The sequence below is a fragment of the Streptomyces sp. NPDC088400 genome (assembly GCF_044753355.1).
Taxonomy (GTDB): Bacteria; Actinomycetota; Actinomycetes; order Streptomycetales; family Streptomycetaceae; genus Streptomyces.
The window spans coordinates 109,799-127,594 of the sequence record NZ_JBIVMZ010000013.1 but is presented as its reverse complement, the minus strand read 5'-3'; the positions used below and the strand labels follow the sequence as shown (position 1 = coordinate 127,594).

The 17,796-nt window shown below is 69.0% G+C and carries 11 protein-coding genes; 6 read left to right on the top strand and 5 right to left on the bottom strand.

Translation table 11 applies throughout. The features are described from left to right. Nucleotides 1–69 precede the first annotated feature (69 nt). The 4 genes from ACIQD6_RS28625 (at nucleotide 70) to ACIQD6_RS28610 (ending at nucleotide 5,617) form a co-directional block, all read left to right on the top strand. Nucleotides 70–1,005 carry a carbohydrate ABC transporter permease gene (locus ACIQD6_RS28625; protein WP_401887742.1) on the top strand — a complete coding sequence of 312 codons (936 nt, stop codon included), beginning with the start codon at nucleotides 70–72 and terminating at the stop codon, nucleotides 1,003–1,005. A gap of 2 nt (nucleotides 1,006–1,007) precedes the next feature. Further along, a complete protein-coding gene (locus ACIQD6_RS28620) occupies nucleotides 1,008–1,949 on the top strand; it encodes a carbohydrate ABC transporter permease (RefSeq protein WP_401887739.1) in 942 nt (313 codons plus the stop codon). Between the two features lie 87 nt (nucleotides 1,950–2,036). Continuing rightward, entirely contained in the window at nucleotides 2,037–3,368 is a 1,332-nt protein-coding gene (locus ACIQD6_RS28615; RefSeq protein ID WP_401887736.1) for an ABC transporter substrate-binding protein, read from the top strand. A gap of 170 nt (nucleotides 3,369–3,538) precedes the next feature. Then, nucleotides 3,539–5,617: an RICIN domain-containing protein gene (locus ACIQD6_RS28610; protein WP_401887734.1), complete on the top strand. Its 2,079-nt coding sequence runs from the start codon at nucleotides 3,539–3,541 to the stop codon at nucleotides 5,615–5,617. Between the two features lie 128 nt (nucleotides 5,618–5,745). Here ACIQD6_RS28610 and ACIQD6_RS28605 read toward each other — a convergent pair whose 3' ends face one another. The 5 genes from ACIQD6_RS28605 to ACIQD6_RS28585 all read right to left on the bottom strand — a co-directional run bounded on the left by ACIQD6_RS28605 (nucleotide 5,746) and on the right by ACIQD6_RS28585 (nucleotide 12,759). After that, complete coding sequence (locus ACIQD6_RS28605; protein WP_401887732.1) at nucleotides 5,746–8,253, bottom strand: CBM35 domain-containing protein; 2,508 nt, start codon at nucleotides 8,251–8,253, stop codon at nucleotides 5,746–5,748. Between the two features lie 179 nt (nucleotides 8,254–8,432). Then, entirely contained in the window at nucleotides 8,433–9,224 is a 792-nt protein-coding gene (locus ACIQD6_RS28600) for a carbohydrate ABC transporter permease (RefSeq protein WP_401887908.1), read from the bottom strand. Nucleotides 9,225–9,322: 98 nt separating this feature from the next. Continuing rightward, complete coding sequence (locus ACIQD6_RS28595) at nucleotides 9,323–10,249, bottom strand: carbohydrate ABC transporter permease (RefSeq protein WP_401887729.1); 927 nt, start codon at nucleotides 10,247–10,249, stop codon at nucleotides 9,323–9,325. Between the two features lie 51 nt (nucleotides 10,250–10,300). After that, nucleotides 10,301–11,623, bottom strand: coding sequence for an ABC transporter substrate-binding protein (locus ACIQD6_RS28590; RefSeq protein ID WP_401887728.1), 1,323 nt, complete (start codon nucleotides 11,621–11,623; stop codon nucleotides 10,301–10,303). Nucleotides 11,624–11,712: 89 nt separating this feature from the next. Then, entirely contained in the window at nucleotides 11,713–12,759 is a 1,047-nt protein-coding gene (locus ACIQD6_RS28585) for a LacI family DNA-binding transcriptional regulator (protein WP_401887725.1), read from the bottom strand. Nucleotides 12,760–12,863: 104 nt separating this feature from the next. On the opposite strand from ACIQD6_RS28585, the gene ACIQD6_RS28580 reads away from it, so the two are divergent. Both ACIQD6_RS28580 and ACIQD6_RS28575 read left to right on the top strand, forming a co-directional pair. Further along, the gene (locus tag ACIQD6_RS28580; protein ID WP_401887722.1) at nucleotides 12,864–15,014 is read left to right on the top strand and encodes a glycoside hydrolase family 36 protein; all 2,151 of its coding nucleotides are present in this window, start codon (nucleotides 12,864–12,866) and stop codon (nucleotides 15,012–15,014) included. 220 nt (nucleotides 15,015–15,234) lie between these two features. Continuing rightward, nucleotides 15,235–17,712 (top strand): family 43 glycosylhydrolase, encoded by a 2,478-nt coding sequence (locus ACIQD6_RS28575; protein WP_401887719.1) that lies wholly within the window; start codon nucleotides 15,235–15,237, stop codon nucleotides 17,710–17,712. Nucleotides 17,713–17,796: the final 84 nt, after the last annotated feature.

Below are 17,796 nucleotides of genomic sequence, written 5' to 3'. Positions count from 1 at the left end.
GCCACGGCACGTCCACGGACGTCTTCCCCCGGTGTCCGGGTGGAAGGAACGACGAGCGAGGAACCAGCCATGACGGCATTGTCACCGCCCTCCATCGCGGGACGCCCTGCCCCACGCGGGGGTCCTCGGCGGGGACTTCAGCGCGGACGGGCATGGGTCGGGTGGGGTTTCATCGGCCCGTTCATGGCGGTCTTCGCCCTGGTGTTCCTCGCCCCGATCGCGTACTCGGTCTACCTGAGCTTCTATCGGACCCAGCTGATCGGCGGCACCTCGTTCGTCGGCCTGGAGAACTACCAACGCGCCCTGGAGGACCCGCAGTTCTGGTCCGGGCTCGGCCGGGTGGGCCTCTTCCTGGCCGTTCAGGTGCCGGTCATGCTGGGGATCGCGCTGCTGGTGGCGCTGGCCGTCGACAGCGGACGGCTCCACGGAAAGAGCTTCTTCCGGATCGCGATCTTCCTGCCCTACGCCGTACCCGCCGTGGTCGCGGCCCTGATGTGGGGCTTCATGTACGGCACCCGCTTCGGACTCGTCGGCAACATCAACGACGCGTTCGGTCTGAGTCTGCCCGACCCGCTCTCCGCCGACCTGGTACTGGCCTCCATCGGCAACATCGTGACCTGGGAGTTCGTCGGCTACAACATGCTGATCTTCTACTCGGCACTGCGGGTGATCCCGAACTCGCTCTACGAGGCCGCGGAGATCGACGGCGCCGGCCAGTGGCGGATCATCGCCGCGATCAAGCTGCCGGCCATCCGGGGCGCGCTGGCGATCGCGACCATCTTCTCGATCATCGGCAGCTTCCAGCTGTTCAACGAGCCCAGCATCCTGCGGAACCTGTCCCCCAACACGATCACCACGCACTTCACCCCCAACTTCTACACCTACTCCCTGGCCTTCTCCGGCCAGCAGCACAACTACGCGGCCACGGTGGCGATCATCATGGGTGTCATCACCATGGTCATCGCCTATGCCGTACAGCTCCGCGGCATGCGAAAGGAAGCGTGACGATGGGAGCCACCGCCCCCACCCCGGTTGCCCCGCGTGAGGAGCACCTGCCGCGCCCGGCCGCCACGCTGCGCACTCCGCGCAAGCCGCACAGCGTCGACCGCCCCCGCCGCAGCGTGCTGCTCACCGTGCTCACCGGCCTCGTACTGATCTACGCGCTGGTACCGCTCGGCTGGCTCGTCATCAACTCCACCAAGACCCAGGAGGGGCTGCTCAGCTCCCCCGGCCTCTGGTTCGACAGCGACTTCGCGCTGTGGAGCAACATCAGCGACACACTCACCTACGACGACGGTGTGTTCGTCCGCTGGCTGCTGAACACCCTGCTGTACGTGGTCGTGGGCGCGGGCGGCGCCACCCTGCTCGCCGTGCTCGGCGGCTACGCGCTCGCCAAGTTCGAATTCCCCGGCAAGCGCGGGGTGTTCGCCGTGGTCATCGGGGCCGTCGCGGTGCCCGGAACGGCACTGGCCGTCCCCACCTTCCTGATGTTCAGCGAGATGGGCCTGACCAACACCCCCTGGGCCGTGATCATCCCCTCGCTGATCTCGCCGTTCGGCCTCTATCTGATGTGGGTCTTCGCCGCCGAGGCGATCCCCGGTGAGCTGCTGGAGGCCGCGCGGATCGACGGCGCCGGCGAGTTGCGCACCTTTTTCACCGTGTGCCTGCCGCTGCTCGCGCCGGGCATCGTCACCGTCCTGCTGTTCACCATGGTCGCGACCTGGAACAACTACTTCCTGCCGCTGATCATGATCAAGGACCCGGACTGGTACCCGCTGACCCTCGGGCTCGACGCCTGGAACGACCAGGCCATGACCAACGGCGGCAAGGCCATCTTCAACCTGGTGATCACCGGCTCGCTGCTCACCATCATCCCGCTGATCGCCGCGTTCCTGCTGCTCCAGCGGTACTGGCAGTCGGGCCTCGCCGCGGGAAGCGTCAAGGAGTGACGGACGCTCCCCTCCCCCGCACTTTCGCACCTCCCTGGTTCTCCGGGTTTCACAGCGGTTCTCTGACAACGAAGTGAGATGACACTGATGATCAGCACAGCGCGGCTGCGCCTGCGCGGCATCGGCCTGGCGTCCGTCATGACGCTCGCCCTCGGCCTGACGGCCTGTGGCTCCTCCGACAACAGCGGTACGGAATCGGCGGGTGACGTCGATGCCGCGCTGAAGAAGGGCGGCAACCTCACCGTCTGGACCTGGGACAGCACCATGGCCCAGGTGGCCAAGGACTTCGAGGCGGCGCACCCCAAGGTCAAGATCAAAATTGTCAACGCGGGCACCAGTGAGGACCAGTACACCGCCCTCCAGAACGCCATCTCGGCCGGCAAGGGCGTGCCCGACATCGCGCAGATCGAGTACTTCGCGCTGGGCCAGTTCTCGCTGGCCAAGTCCCTGGTCGACCTCTCCGGTTACGGCGCGGACAAGCTGACCGGCTCGTTCTCGCCCGGCCCCCGGAGCGCGGTCACGTCGGGGGACAAGGTCTTCGCGCTGCCGCTGGACTCCGGCCCGATGGCCCTGTACTACAACAAGAAGATCTTCGACAAGCACAAGATCGAGGTCCCCAAGACCTGGGACGAGTACGTCACGGCGGCCGAGAAGCTGCACAAGGCCGACCCGAAGGTCTTCATCACCAACGACATCGGCGATGCCGGGTTCACGACCAGCATGATCTGGCAGGCCGGTGGCCGCCCGTACAAGGTGGACGGCACCAAGGTGTCCGTCGACTTCTCCGACGCCGGCAGCACCACCTACACGAAGACCTGGCAGAAGATGATCGACGGCAAGCTGCTCGCGCCCGTCGAGTCCTGGACCGACGAGTGGTTCAAGGGCCTGGGCGACGGCAGCATAGCCACGCTGGCCACCGGCGCCTGGATGCCCACGAACCTGGAGACGGGCGCGCCGAAGACGGCCGGTGACTGGCGGGTCGCCCCGCTGCCGCAGTGGAAGGCGGGCGGTACCGCCGGCGCCGAGAACGGCGGCAGCTCACTGGCCATCCCCGAGGCGAGCCCCCACAAGGAACTCGCCTACGCCTTCATGGAGTACGCCAACGCCGGCGCCGGGGTGAAGTCCCGTGTCGACAACGGGGCGTTCCCGGCAACCACGGCCGACCTCAAGTCCAAGGAGTTCCTGGCCAAGAAGTTCGACTACTTCGGCGGACAGGAAGTCAACAAGATCTTCTCCGAGTCGGCGTCCCAGGTCGCCGACGACTGGTCGTACCTGCCCTTCCAGGTCTACGCCAACTCGGTCTTCAACGACATCGTCGGCAAGGCGTACGTCTCGAACACCAAACTGGCGCAGGGCCTGGCGGACTGGCAGAAGGCGTCGCTCACCTACGGCAAGGACCAGGGTTTCAGCACCGACTGACCACGGCCGATCCGGCCGTCGAGGTGCTCGATTCGTACTGGCTCCGCGCGGCGTCGCGGTGGTACGCCGCTGAGGGCCCTCCCCGAGAGAAGGGACGCGCACCCCCACCACCGCAGGCACGTCGGCACTTCTCCCCCGATGACGCGACACGGACAAGGGAAGACCTCACGATGAACCGATCACGTACCAACCGGTACCGGTATCTGCCGGTGGCTCTCGCCGTCACGCTCGCCGCCGGCGGTGTGCTGGCGGCGGGGCCACCGACGGCCGCGGCCGCCGACGAATCCGCCTCCGCCTCCGCCGTCACCGTACGGCCCGATCCGTCCTACCCGGGCCAGGAGTTCGAGGGCTGGGGCGCCAGTCTCGTCTGGTTCGCCAACGCGACCGGCGACTATCCCGAGGAGATACGCGAGCGGCTGGCCGAACTGATCTTCGGCGACGAGGGCCTGGCGCTGAACATCGCGAGATACAACATCGGCGGCGGCAACGCCCCGGACGTCAAGGACTACCTGCGCGCGGGCGGCGCGGTGGAGGGGTGGTGGAAGGCGCCCGCGGGCACCACCCGCGACGACATCGACTGGTGGTCCGCCGACGACCGCGCCGACTGGAACCCGCGGGCGGATGCCACGCAGCGCTGGTGGGTGGACCGGATCAGCGAGGACATCGATCACTGGGAGGCGTTCAGCAACTCCCCTCCCTGGTTCATGACCGAGAGCGGTTACGTCTCGGGCAACTTCAATGCCGGAGCCGACCAGCTGCGCCCCGACGCCGTAACGGACTTCGCCGCCTATCTGACCGGCGCGGTGGAGCGGCTGGAGAAGGCGAACAAGATCAAGGTCGACACCATCGACCCGTTCAACGAGCCCAACACCTCGTACTGGGGCACCACGCTGGGCCCGGACGGTGAGCCGGTGGGCGGCCGGCAGGAGGGCGCCCACGTAGGTCCCGAGCGGCAGCAGCAGGTCATCAGGGCGCTGGCGGAGCGGCTGGGCAGGTCCAGTTCCGACGCGGTCATCTCCGCGATGGACGAGACCAATCCGACGACGTTCGCCCGTAACTGGGAGTCGTATCCGCAGGACGTGCGGGACCGTGTCGCCCAGCTCAATGTCCATACGTACGGCACCGGCGGCCGGACCACGGTCCGGGACATCGCCAAGGCCGCCGGCAAGCCGCTGTGGATGAGCGAGGTCGACGGCGACTGGGGCGACGGCCAGGACTTCAAGAGCATGAAGCCGGGCCTCGGGCTGGCCCGGCACATCGTGGACGACCTGCGCGAACTGGAGCCGTCCGCCTGGCTGTTCTGGCAGCCGGTGGAGGACTACGACAACATGAAGCCGGGCAGTGAGTCCGCCAAGGGCGGGAACTGGGGCACTGTCCAGGTGCCGTTCAGCTGCACCGCGACGGACACCCTGGAGACCTGCCCGGTCCGGACGAACACCAAGTTCGACACCGCCAGGAACTTCACCCACTTCATCCGCCCCGGGGACCGGCTCGTGGGGGTGAACGACACCACGAGCACGGCGGCCGTACCAGCGTCCGGACGCGGCGCCACGATCGTCCATGTCAACGACTCGACGCAGGCGCGCGAGGTCACCGTGGACCTCTCCGGCTTCGCCGAGGTGTCCCCGGGCGCGACGGTGACACCGGTCGTGACGGACACCAGCGGTGCGCTGGTCAGGCGGGCACCGGTCGCCGTCTCGGGCACCAGTGCCACCGTCACCGTGCCGGCCCAGTCGGTGACCAGCCTGCTGGTGACGGGCGTCTCCGGTGCCGCGCGGGACGCGGCACCGGTCCAGCCGGGCCGGCCGTACCGGCTGACCGGCACGGGCAGCGGAAAGGCGCTCGACGTCTCGGACGACGGCACCGGCGCGGTCATCCGTACCACCGACGCGGCCGACCGCGGCCAGCTGTGGCGGGTCAAGAGGGTGCCGGACGGAAACGACAAGGGCGAGAAGCGGGGCAACCGCGCCGACAACCGGGCGCGTTATGTGGTCACCAGCGCGGTGGACGGCCGCCGGCTGGCGGTACGCGACGGCGCCCCGGTCCTGGAGAAGGACCGGGGACGCCCGGGACGGGCCGCCCAGTGGATCCTGTCCTCCACCGGTGACGGCTCCTACACCCTGGTCGGCGCGGACGGCGGCAAACTGCTGGAGGTCGCGGGCCAGGCGACCCAGGACGGCTCCCGCGTCGGGGTCTGGGCCCCCAACTCCGGTGCCCATCAGCGCTGGACCATGACCGCCGTCAGGTGACGCGTGCGGGTCCCCGGCCGAGGTGGACCGGGGACCCGCGAACGGGGCCGCACATGCGTGAGGGCCGGTCCGACACCGTACGTCGGACCGGCCCTCGTGTGCTGTCGGGAGATGGCCGGGTGACGGCATCAGCCCCGGATCGGGGCGAGTTCGACGCGGTCGATGTTCGGCGCCCAGGCGGACGCGTTGCCGATGGTGAGGGTGTTGCTGCCCTGCTTCAGGGTGACCGGGACGCCCAGGGTCCAGAAGTCGTCCCAGCTCCAGGTGTTCTTGAAGGTGACCTTCTGGGTGGCGCCCCCGACCGTGATGTCCGCCGTCCGGGACATGATGTCGGTGTTGTAGGCGTGCCCGTTGTCGCGCCGGTCGTTGTGACCGTACGAGACGACAAGGGCGTACCGGCCGGCGCGCGGCGCGTCGACGGTGAAGGTGGCGGTGCTGGCCGCGCTGTTGCCGAGCCAGCCGATATAGGTGCCCGCCGAGGCGGTCGCGCTCTCCACGAGCCTTGCTCCGCCTACGAGTTGGGCCTGGGCGCCCTCGTAGCTGAGCGTGCCGGGCGTCGAGCCGGAGCCCGCCACGTCGAGGGAGCGCAGGGTCGCGCCGCCGGACGCGGTGACGCGGTTGTTCCCCGCGACGAGGTAGAGCTTCAGCGCCTGGCCGGGGGCGGCGGTCACGGTCTCGCCGTGCAGGGAGAGCTGGACGGCGGCGGAGGCGCGCGAGGTGACCGTGAAGTAGCCGTCCCTCGGGGCGTACACGTCGAACACGGCCTTGGCGCCGGAGCCCAGGACGAGTCCGCCCGTACCGGTGCCGGAGGAGTCCCGGTAGTCGTACGACACACTGCCGGAGACATCGGCGAGTGTGGCCTCGTAGGCGGTCGACGGTGTCGTGTGCGCGGTCAGGTCGATCCGGTCGAGGGTGACCTCGCCGGTGCCCTTGGCCAGGGTGAGGGTGTGGGTACCGGCCGTCAGGTCGACGGTGAGGTCCTTCTTCGCCCGGTAGGTCCAGTTCTCGGTGGACGGATAGCCGACCGTCGTGGCCGCGCCGCCGTCGACGGAGAGCAGCTGGGTGGACGGGGCGCCGCTCTGGTTGCCGTACAGGATCGACAGGTCGTACGTTCCGGTGCTCGGGACGGAGACGCTGAAGTCGACCTTGCTGCCCGCCGTGTTGAGAGAGCCGACGTCCTTCGTGCCGGACGTCGCGTAACCGTTGGCGTTGGAGACCGTGCCCTGGGTGTAGACCTGACCGCCGGTGATCCTGGCGTTCTCGGCCTCGTACGGGGCCGACCACGGGACCGAGGCCGCCGCGGGGGTGCCGGAGCCGGCCGGGGTGAGCACGATCCGGTACGCGGACATCTGCTTCATGCCCTTGACGGGCACGGTCACGGAGCCGTCCGACGCGACGGTCAGCTTCGTACGCGACAGGACGCGCGGCGCGGCGTGCCGGCCCTCGTAGCCCGACCACGCGGCCTCGGCGACGGTCGCGGTGACCGAGGTGCCGAAGACCTTCGGGTCGACGTTCCGTACGGCCACGTCCGCGTCACCGGACGCCCCGCCGATCAGCGCCTGGGCCTGCCCTCGCGCGGGGTCGACCGAGGCGAGGCCCTGGAGTGTGTCGACGGTGTTGGCCGAGGGCGGGGTGACCTTGACGCTCTGGCCGGTCATCCCCGCGTACCAGCGGAAGAACCACCAGCCGCCGTTGGGGATGTTGGTCTGTACGACATTGCCGCTGAGGTTGCCCGCCGCGTCCCAGTACGCCTGGTTCGCGAAGACCTTGTTCCGTTCGAACATCGAGACCCACTGGACGAGTTGGCCCGGTACGGAGAGGTCACGCCGGTTGGCGTACTCGTCGATGTTGACCGTCCTCGGTGTGATCCCGAGGTTCTTCTCGATGCCGCGGTAGTTGTCGTAGTGACCCTGGAAGTCCCGCAGCGAGTTCGGTCCCAGCTCGTGCCAGGTCGTCACCTCCGGCAGGACGTTCTCCTTCTTGGCGAAGGTGAGGAAGTCCGTCAACAGCCGTGTGTGGTAACTGGATTCGTTGGGTCCGGCGATCCTGGCGTCCGGGTCGATCGCGCGGATGCGCTGGTAGACGGTCTTCCAGTCCTTGAGGAAGCGGTCACGGTTGGCCTCGTACGTCGCCTGGTCGGCGACGCCCAGCTGGTACCAGATCTGGTCGGGCTCGTTGAACGGCACGTAGACGAAGCGGCCGCTGTTCGGGGCGTTCGCGATATCCCTGGCGATCTTGTCGACCTTGCCGAGGTAGTCGGCGATGCCGAGGTCCTCGTACGGCCACTTGGAGTAGACGTCCTGCATCAGTACGAGGACGTCCCCGCCGCCGTTGCGGAAGAAGGACTTCGAGACGGTCACCGCGTCGCCGTTGGGGTGCTGTGCCCCGCCCTCCGGCTTCTGCGAGACACTGGTGATCTTCAGCGGGGCGAGGGCGGCGTCGCTCGGCACTCCGTCGTCGCCCAGTCCGTACAGGGCGCCGTTCGCGCCGAGCGTGACCTTGCCCTCGGGGGCGGCGAGGTCGACGGTGAGGCGCTGGGCCGCCGCCTGAGCCGCCGTCCGATCGGCCCGCTGCTCGGTCCGGTGTTCCGTCCGCTGTTCAGCCTGGGCTCCGGCGGGGAGGAATCCTGCCGTCATCACCGCTCCAAGCAGGGTCGTTCCTATGACGGTTGCCAGTCGGCGCCTGGGGCCTCTCGTTTGGATCTTGCCGGGCTCGCGGACCCTGGCACCGCTCCCTGATCCGGCCTTGTCCAAACGAAAGACCCTGGTTCTCCCGACAGCACGGACTGGGCGGAATGTGTTCATCGGACCTCCGGTTACTTCACGGCTCCACTGGTGATTCCGGACACGATCTTGCGCTGGGCCACCAGGAACACGGCGACCATCGGCAGACTCATCACCACCACGTACGCGAAGATGAGATGCCAGTTGTTGAGATAGAGCTGTGCGCCCGCGACCTGGTAGAGGTTGATCGGCAAGGTCGCCGCGCCTCCGCCGCCGAGGACGAAGAAGGCGTAGAAGATGTCGCTCCAGGCGTAGAGCATCACCATGATCGTCGCGGTGGCCACGACCGGCCGCAGCAGCGGCAGGATGATGCGCAGGAAGATCCGCGCCGGCTTCGCCCCGTCCAGCCGGGCGGCCTCTTCCAGCTCGACCGGGATCGTACGGATGAAGCCCGTCATGAAGAAGATCGATGTGGACAGGTACATCCCGGTGTAGACGGCGACCATGCCGGGGCGGGTGCCCGCGAGGCCGAGTTGCCGCAACTCCATGACGATGGTGATGACGGCGGGCGGCAGCAGCAGTCCGCTGATGGTGAGGGCGTACGCCGCCGACACGAGTTTCGAGGAGCGGCGGGCGAAGACCCAGGCCGCGCCCGCTCCGAGCACCAGTACCAGCGCCACCGAAGGGACCACGACCAGCAGGGAGTTGACGAAGCCCCGGAGCATCTCGCCCTGGCCGACGGCGTCCGCGTAGTTGTCGGCGCTCTGCCAGTGTCGCGGCGGATCGAGGTTGGGCTTGACGGCCTCACCCTGTGGCTTGGCCGAGGTCACCAGGACCAGCCACAGCGGTACGCCCACGGCCAGCCCGGCGAGCAGCAGCACCAGGGCGGGGCGGGCGCGTCGCCAGACGCGGGCCCCGCTTCCTCCACGTACTCCCGCACCTCCGTGGGCCCCGCTTCCTCCGTGGGCCGGGTGAACCGCGGTCACAGCATCTGCTCCCTTCGGCGCAGCCCGATCACGAGCGGGATCGCGACGGCGACCACGATCAGGAAGAGGACCAGGCTCATCGCGGACGCCTGCGCGTACAGGCCCTGTCCGAAGACCCGGAACATATAGATGTTGAAGACCTCGGTGGAGGCGGCGGGGCCGCCGCCCGTGGTGGCCTGGACGATGTCGAAGGTGTTCATCGAACCGATCAGCGCCGTGGTCACGTTGAAGGTGAGGGCGGGCGCGAGCATCGGCCAGCGCACCGACCGGAAGGTCCGCCAGGGCCCCGCCCCGTCGACCTTCGCGGCCTCCAGCATGTCGCCGGGGATGCCCTTGAGCCCGGCGAGATAGATCAGCATCGACAGGCCCATCCACTTCCAGCCGTGGATGACGGAGACGAGCACCAGCGTCCAGGTGGTGGAGCCCAGCCACGGAATGTCCGTCCCCAGCACGGCGTTGACCGCGCCGTCCTGGTCGAGCAGCGCCTGGAAGACATAGCCGACGGCGAGCGCCGAGATGAGGACGGGAAGGAAGAAGACGGCGCGGAAGAAGCGGTTGAAGCGGGTGTCCTGTTCCAGGAGCAGCGCCAGGCCGAGCCCGAAGCCGTTCTGGAAGAGGGCGGCCAGGGCCGCGTACACGAGCGTGGTCCTGATGGCTCTCAGCAGCGAGCCGTCGTCCGCGATCGTCCGGAAGTTGTCGAGTCCCGTGAAGGCCACGTCCGGGTGGTACGAGGACCAATTGGTGAACGGGTAGTAGAAGTTGAGCAGGTTCGGCACCAGGAAGAAGGCCACGAAGACCACGACCGCCGGCAGCGCGAACCACCAGGGGTGGTGAACGGCCGCGCGGGGCAGCCGGCCCGCCCGCTTCTCCTGCCCGCGGGCGGGCGGTGCCGCCCTCCGCGTACGTACGGCTGTGTCCGCCACGCTGACATCCCTCGCTCGCTCAGACCTGACCTGGCTCCATCTGATTCAGCATCAGAATCCGGGCGCGCCCTGCGCCTTGGCCACCTGCGCGAACTGGTCCTGGATGGCCTCCGCCACCTGCTTCGGGGTCTTCTTGCCGTAGATCATGTCGGCGAGATACAGGTGGGTGTCCGGGGCGACGATGGCCTTGGCCTGGAAGACGCCGTTCGCCGTGGGCAGCGCCTCGATCTGGGCGAGTGAGGTCTCCGGGAGCCCGTCCGGGCTGGGCACACCGGGCTGGACGGACGGGATCTTCATCATCTTGATGTAGTCCGCGTAGTCGGTGTCGAGCCAGAAGGCCAGAAACTGGCGGGCGGCGTTCTGCCGCTTCTCGTCACCGGTCTTGAAGGCGACGACGCCGTTCGTCTGGTCCGGCGAATACATGCCGGTGTCGTCCGAGTGGGAGATCGGGAACCAGCCCAGCTTCTTGTCGATCTCCTCGGTGCTGTGCTTCGCCTGCAGCTGCGACTGGAAGGAGGTGACATTGAGGACCATGCCGGCCTCGCCCTTCCACAGCGCGTCTGCCGACCCGGTGAAGGTGCCTGTCCTGTAGTTCTTCTGCGCGAGTCCGGCGCCGAGCAGTTGCCGCTGGTACGTGGTGATGGCCTTGACGACGACGGGGTCGGTCCACTTCTCCTCGTTCTTGTTGAGGCCGGCCCACCAGCGCTTGTCGAGGTCTGTCAGCTGTACCTGCATCTGCCACTGCATGGGCCACTTGTCGCCGCCCGCCTCGTAGAAGGCGGCGGCGTCCGTCGTGTCCTTGATCTTGTGGCCGAGCTTCAGCAACTCCTCGTAGCTCTTGGGGAATTGGGCCTCGGTGATGCCCGCCTTCCGGAAGACGTCCTTGTTGTAGTAGACGCCGAGCATGGCGGGGCTGGTGACGATCGCCGCGTAGCGCCTGCCGTCGACGACGCCCAGCGACTTCTCGGTGTCACCGAGCTTGTTCACCCAGGGTTCGTTGTCGAGGGTGAGCAGATTCTGCCGGGGCTGGATGAAGGGCAGAGTGGAGAGGGAGGGCTGCCAGAACATGAGGTCCGGCTTGTCGCCCGAGGCGAGCTTGGTCGGCACGTTCTGCTCGTACAGGTCGGGGATCGCCTGCGTGTCGACGGTGGCGCCGGTGGCCTTCTCGAAGGCGTCGATGACCTGCTCGGGTGCGTTGACCGTGTTCTGCGCGGTCCACATGGTCAGCTTCACGCCGTCGAGCTTCGCCGTGGGATCGGTCTTCGCGGCGGCCCCGGAACCGGCACTGTCCCCCTGCACGGTCGGATCGCTGCACGCGGTGGCGGTCAGGGCGGTGGCGCATATCAGGACGAGGGCGGGGAGGAGTCTCTTCATCGCGGGATCTGCCTCACTGCGTAGAAGGTCGTGGCGGAGGGGGCGTGATACGACGGGCGTGGCGCGAAAGGTCGTGGCGCGTGGTGCTGTTACCGCGAGTCGACGGGTGCCGGTGGTGGCCCCGAGCTCTCCCTGACCACCAGTTCGGGTACGGATACGGGGTGCGGGGCCACCGGCGCCGACTCCTCGACGACCCCGTGCAGCAGCCCGAAGGCCGCCCGTCCCAGGCCCGCGAAGTCGAGTCGTACCGATGTGAGGGACGGGGTGAGGTACGCGGAGCCCGGCGCATCGTCGAAACCGGCCACGCTCACCTCGCCGGGAACCGCCCGGCCCGCTTCGTGCAGCGCCCTGATCACACCGAGCGCGAGATCGTCGTTGCCGCACAGAATCGCGGTGACGGCCGGGTCCCCGGCCAGCCTCCGGCCCGCTTGGTAACCGCCGGCCGGGCCCCAGCCGCCCTGGATACAGGGTGGTTGGGCCGCTCCCGCCTCGTCCAGCGCGGCGCGCCAGCCGGCCGTACGGGGCGCGGTGCCGCCGGTACTGGACGGGATGGCCACGTAGTGCACGGTCTCGTGACCGAGGCCGAGCAGGTGGCGGGTGGCGTCGAAGGCCGCCACCCGGTCGTCCGTCCACACCCAGGGCCGGTCGACGTCGGGCGGGCTCGACGGTGTCTCGACCACGCCCACCACCGGCAGTTCGGCGGGGACGGCCCGGAGCGCCTCCACCCCCGCCGGGTCGTATGCGATCACGACGAGCCCGCCGCCGGCGTCGGCCGCGCGCCGGACCTCCGCCCGCACGGCGGCCTCGTCGGCCGATTCCAGTACGCCGATGCCCAGGGCGTACGAGGCGCCTCGGGCCGCCTCCTCGATGCCCTGGAGGATCGCCGCGTAGCCGTAGTGCGTGGTGTTCGCGGTGAGCACGGTGACCGACCGGGCACGGCCGCTGGCCAGCGCGTGCGCGGTGGCGCTGCGCCGGAATCCCAGCTCCTCGATGGCGACGAGGACCCGCGCGCGGGTCGATGCCTTCACGCTCGGATGGCCGTTGATCACGCGGGAGACGGTCTGGTACGAGACGTCCGCCGCGGCGGCGACGTCCCTGATACTCGCGGTCTTCCTTGTGTGACCGGTCACATTCATGCCAGGATTGTGACCGGTCACAATGTGCACGTCAATAGACCGTAACGAAGGTTTCACGCGTCGGACGTATACCGCCGCTGGCGGCGGAGTCGGGAGGGGACACGTTGACCGGTCAGGCAGCGAACAGCACCCAGGGGAACTTCACTTGGGGCCACAGGGCGCTCGAAGCGGAGTTCGCCGCCGCCCCCGACGGAACGCTGCGGATGACCCGCCTGGCAGGACCGGACGGCGTCGCGGCCGTCGCATCCGAAGGCTCCGGAGCGGCCACGCCCCCGGAGACATCACTCCCTCTCGTCGAGATCACGGCCCTCGGTCATGGCACCGGCTGGTCGGGGCAACGGTTCACCGACAGCGCGCTCGGCTCACGGCTGCGGCACCGCTCCCACCATGCCGTACGCCAGGGCGACTGGCACCGCCTCCACATCGAACTGCACGACCCGGACAGCGGGTTGACGGCCGAGGTGCGCCTCTCCTCCCCCGACGGCGTGGCCGTACTGCGTGGTGAGGTACGCATACGGCACGAGGGGGAACACCCGCTGGTCGTCCAGTCCGTCAGCAGTCTCCTTCTCGGCGGCCTCCCCTCCCCCGATGTCCTGGACGTCCACCGGGCGCGCAACGACTGGCTCGCCGAATGCCGTTGGTACCGGGCTCCGGTACGGGACACCCTCGCCGGGCTGAACCGCGAGGCGCACGAGCACGACAGCCGTGCCGCCCTCGCCCTCGCCGGGCGCGGCAGCTGGCCGTCGGACGGCCACCTGCCGATGGGCGCGCTGACCGACCGTACGACCGGAGCGAGCTGGCTGTGGCAGATCGAGTCGGCGGCCGGCTGGCGCTGGGACACGGGTGAGCGCGCCGGTTCCTCGTATCTCTCCCTGAGCGGCCCCACCGATGCCGAGCACCAGTGGCGCGAACGCCTGCTGCCCGGCGCGGAGTTCACCACGGTCCCGGCCGCGCTCGCTCTCGGCACCGATTTCGAGGACGCGCTCGCGCATCTCACCGGCTACCGGCGTGCGGTCCGCCGTCCGCACCCGGATCACACCGGCCTGCCCGTGGTCTTCAACGACTACATGAACACCCTGATGGGCGACCCCACCACCGAGCGGCTGCTCCCGCTCATCGACGCGGCCGCCGAGGCGGGCGCGGAGTACTTCTGCATCGACTCGGGGTGGTACGACGACGCGCCGGGCTGGTGGGACGGCGTCGGCGAGTGGCAGCCCTCGGAGCGCCGCTTCCCGGGCGGGATCGAAGCGGTCCTCGGCCACATCCGCGCCCGCGGCATGGTCCCCGGGCTGTGGCTGGAGCCCGAGGTCGTCGGCGTACGCAGCCCGGTCGCCGCGGCCCTTCCCGCCGACGCCTTCTTCCAGCGCGACGGCATCCGTATCACCGAACACGGCCGCCACCAGCTCGATCTGCGCCACCCGGCGGCCCGCGCGCACCTCGACAAGACGATCGACCGAATCGTCGGCGACTGGGGTGTGGGCTATCTCAAGCTCGACTACAACATCAGCGTGGCGCCCGGCACGCAGGGGCCCGGGGACACCTCGCCCGGCGGCGGTCTTCTCGGCCATGTCCGCGCCTATCTGGACTGGCTGTCCGCCCTGCTCGACCGCTACCCGGACCTGGTCATCGAGAACTGCGCGTCCGGCGGGATGCGGATGGACGGGGCCTCGCTCGCCGTCGCCCAGCTCCAGTCCACCAGCGACCAGCAGGACCTGCTGCACTATCCGCCGATCGCGGCCTCGTCGCCCACCGTCGTACCACCGGAACAGGGCGCCGTGTGGGCCTACCCGCAGCCGGAGTTCAGCGACGACGAGATCGTCTTCACACTGGGCGGGGCGCTGCTCGGCCGGGTCCATCTGTCCGGGCACCTGGACCGTATGACACCGGCCCAACTCGCCCTCGTACAGGACGCGGTGACCACGTACAAGTCGATCCGCGACGACCTCCGGTCGGCCGTACCCTGCTGGCCGCTGGGGCTGCCGGAGTGGACCGACGCCTGGCTGGCACTGGGGCTGCGGTCCGGTGACACGACCTATGTGTCGCTCTGGCGCCGGGGCGGCGAGAGCGGCCGGACCCTGGCCCTGTCCGTACCGCGCCCGGCGGGCCGGGAGGTGCGTGCCGAGATCCTGTACCCCTCGGCACCGGGCGGTACGGCCCACTGGCGGGCGGACCGGGCGGAACTGGTCGTCGAGCTGCCCGCCACCCCGGGGTACCTGCTCGTACGTCTGTCCGCGACGGCTCCCGGGACGGGCTGAGGCCGACCGAGGCCGGTGGTCGGGGCGGGCAGGTCGGCACAGGTGTCCGGAGCAGGCCGGCCGCGGCCGGTGGCCGCGCCCGGGGAAGCCGAGACATTCGGCACGGCCGTTCCACGCACGACTGTTGACGCTGGGTCGCACAACTGGCAACACTCCTAGGCGGCCGTTCCAACAGGAACGCGCAATTTCCCACAGGGCAATTCCTCTTGAGAGGACCTCCATGCGTCCCCGCACCTCGCGAAGAGCCTTCGTTTCCCTGCTGGCCCTGCTCCTCGGACTGCTCGGCGTCCCCGGCGGCCCGGCCCATGCCGAGTCCGCCGGGGACGCCGACAAAGCCGCCACCGTCCTGGCCGCCGGCCAACTCGCCGTGCCCGGACTCGACGACGTACGCGGACATCTGACCCTGCCCACCACCGGAGTCGAGGGCACCACCGTCGCCTGGAGGTCCAGCGAACCGAAGGTGATCGGCACGACCGGTCTCGTCCACCGCCCCCGGCACGGCGACGGCGCTGAGACGGTACGGCTCACCGCGACGGTCAGCCGTGGCAAGGCCCGTACCACCCGGGCGTTCCCCGCCACGGTGGCCGAACTGCCGCGCAAGCAGAAGTACACCGGATACGCCTTCAGTTACTTCACCGGAGAGGGCACCGCGGACGGCGAGCAGGTCCGGATGGCGCTCAGTCGCGGCAACGACCCGCTGCACTGGCGGGAACTGGCCGGCGGCAAGCCCGTGCTCTCCTCCGACCTCGGCACCAAGGGGCTGCGCGACCCCTTCATCATCCGCTCGCCCGAGGGCGACAAGTTCTACCAGATCGCCACCGACCTGCGGATGTACGGCAACGGCAACTGGGACCAGGTACAGCGCACCGGCAGTAAGTCGATCATGGTGTGGGAGTCCACCGATCTGGTGCACTGGACCGACCAGCGGCTGGTGAAGGTGGCCCCGGACACGGCGGGCAACACCTGGGCCCCCGAGGCCTATTACGACGAGACGCTGAACGCGTACGTGGTCTTCTGGGCCTCGAAGATCTACGCGGAGAACGACCCGCAGCACACCGGATCCACCTACAACAAGATGATGTACGCCACCACCCGGGACTTCCGCACCTTCAGCGAGCCCCAGGTGTGGAACGACCCCGGCTACTCGGTCATCGACTCGACCGTGATCCGGCACGACGGTGACTACTACCGCTTCACCAAGGACGAGCGGGACCCCTCCTCCGGCACACCGTGCTCCAAGTTCATCACGGCGGAGAAGTCCGACGACCTGCGCTCCCCGTCGTACGACTTCGTAGCCGACTGCATCGGCCGGGGCGCGATCAACCAGGGAGAAGGCCCGACGGTCTTCAAGTCCAACACCGAGGAGAAGTGGTATCTGTTCATCGACGAGTTCGGTGGACGCGGCTACATCCCCTTCGAGACCACCGATCTGGACTCGGGCAAGTGGACCCCGTCGGAGAATGCCGAACTCCCGGCGAACCCCCGGCACGGCACCGTCCTTCCGGTGACCGCGGCGGAGTACCGGCGGCTGCTGGGCGCCTACACCCCGAAGGCCTCGATCGCCGATGCCACCGTCAACGGCCTCAAGGCGTACGCCCTGGTGGGCGAGGCGACGGCCAAGGTCACCCTGCCGATGAACCCTGGCACCCAACTACGGTCACTTGCACCGGAGTTCGGTCTGGCCGAGGGCGCCAGGATCAGCCCGCCCTCCGGCACCCGGCGGGACTTCCGCACCCCGCGGAAGTACACCGTCACGGCGGCGGACGGGACGCGCCGGACCTGGACCGTACAGGCGACGCATATGCGCAGTCCGCTGTTGCCAGGTCTCAACGCCGACCCCGACATCCAGTATTTCGAAGGCCGTTACTACCTCTATCCGACCACCGACGGCTACGAAGGCTGGAGCGGTACGCGGTTCAAGGCCTACTCGTCGGCCGACCTGGTGAACTGGACGGACCACGGGGTGATACTCGACCTGGGCCCCGATGTGAGCTGGGCGGACGGCAACGCCTGGGCGCCGGCCGCCGCGGAGCGCGACGGGAAGTACTACTTCTACTTCTGCGCGGAGCAGCAGATCGGCGTGGCCGTGGCGGACAGCCCCGCCGGCCCCTTCAAGGACGCGCTCGGTAAACCCCTCGTCCCGAAGGGGCAGTTGCGCGGGCAGATGATCGACCCCTCGGTGTTCACCGACGACGACGGGCAGTCGTACCTCTACTGGGGCAACGGCGAGGCGTATGTGGTGCCCCTGGGCGACGACATGGTGTCCTTCGACCCCGCGCAGGTGAAGACGATCACCCAGAGCGGCTACCGCGAGGGGTCGTTCGTCGTCAAGCGCGACGGCACGTACTACTTCATGTGGTCGGAGGACGACACCCGCAGCGAGGACTACCGGGTCGCGTATGCCACCGGCCCGTCCCCGTTCGGCCCGTGGACCAAGCGGGGCGTGATTCTCTCCAAGCGCCTGGACCAGGGCATCAAGGCGACCGGCCATCACTCGGTGGTGCGGGTGCCCGGCACGGACGAGTGGTACATCGCGTACCACCGGTTCGCGGTCTCCGGTCCCGGCAAGCCGCGCGGGGACGGGATGCACCGTGAAACCACCCTGGACCGCATGACGTTCGCGGCGGACGGGAGCATCGAGCCGGTGACCCCGACCCTGGAGTCGGTCTCGCCACGGAAACCGGCCCCGGCACACTGAACCGCGCGCCCGCCCATAGCTCCGGCCGGTGACCGGTGACCGCCGACCGGGGCTACGGGGCTACGGGGCTACGGGGCTACGGGG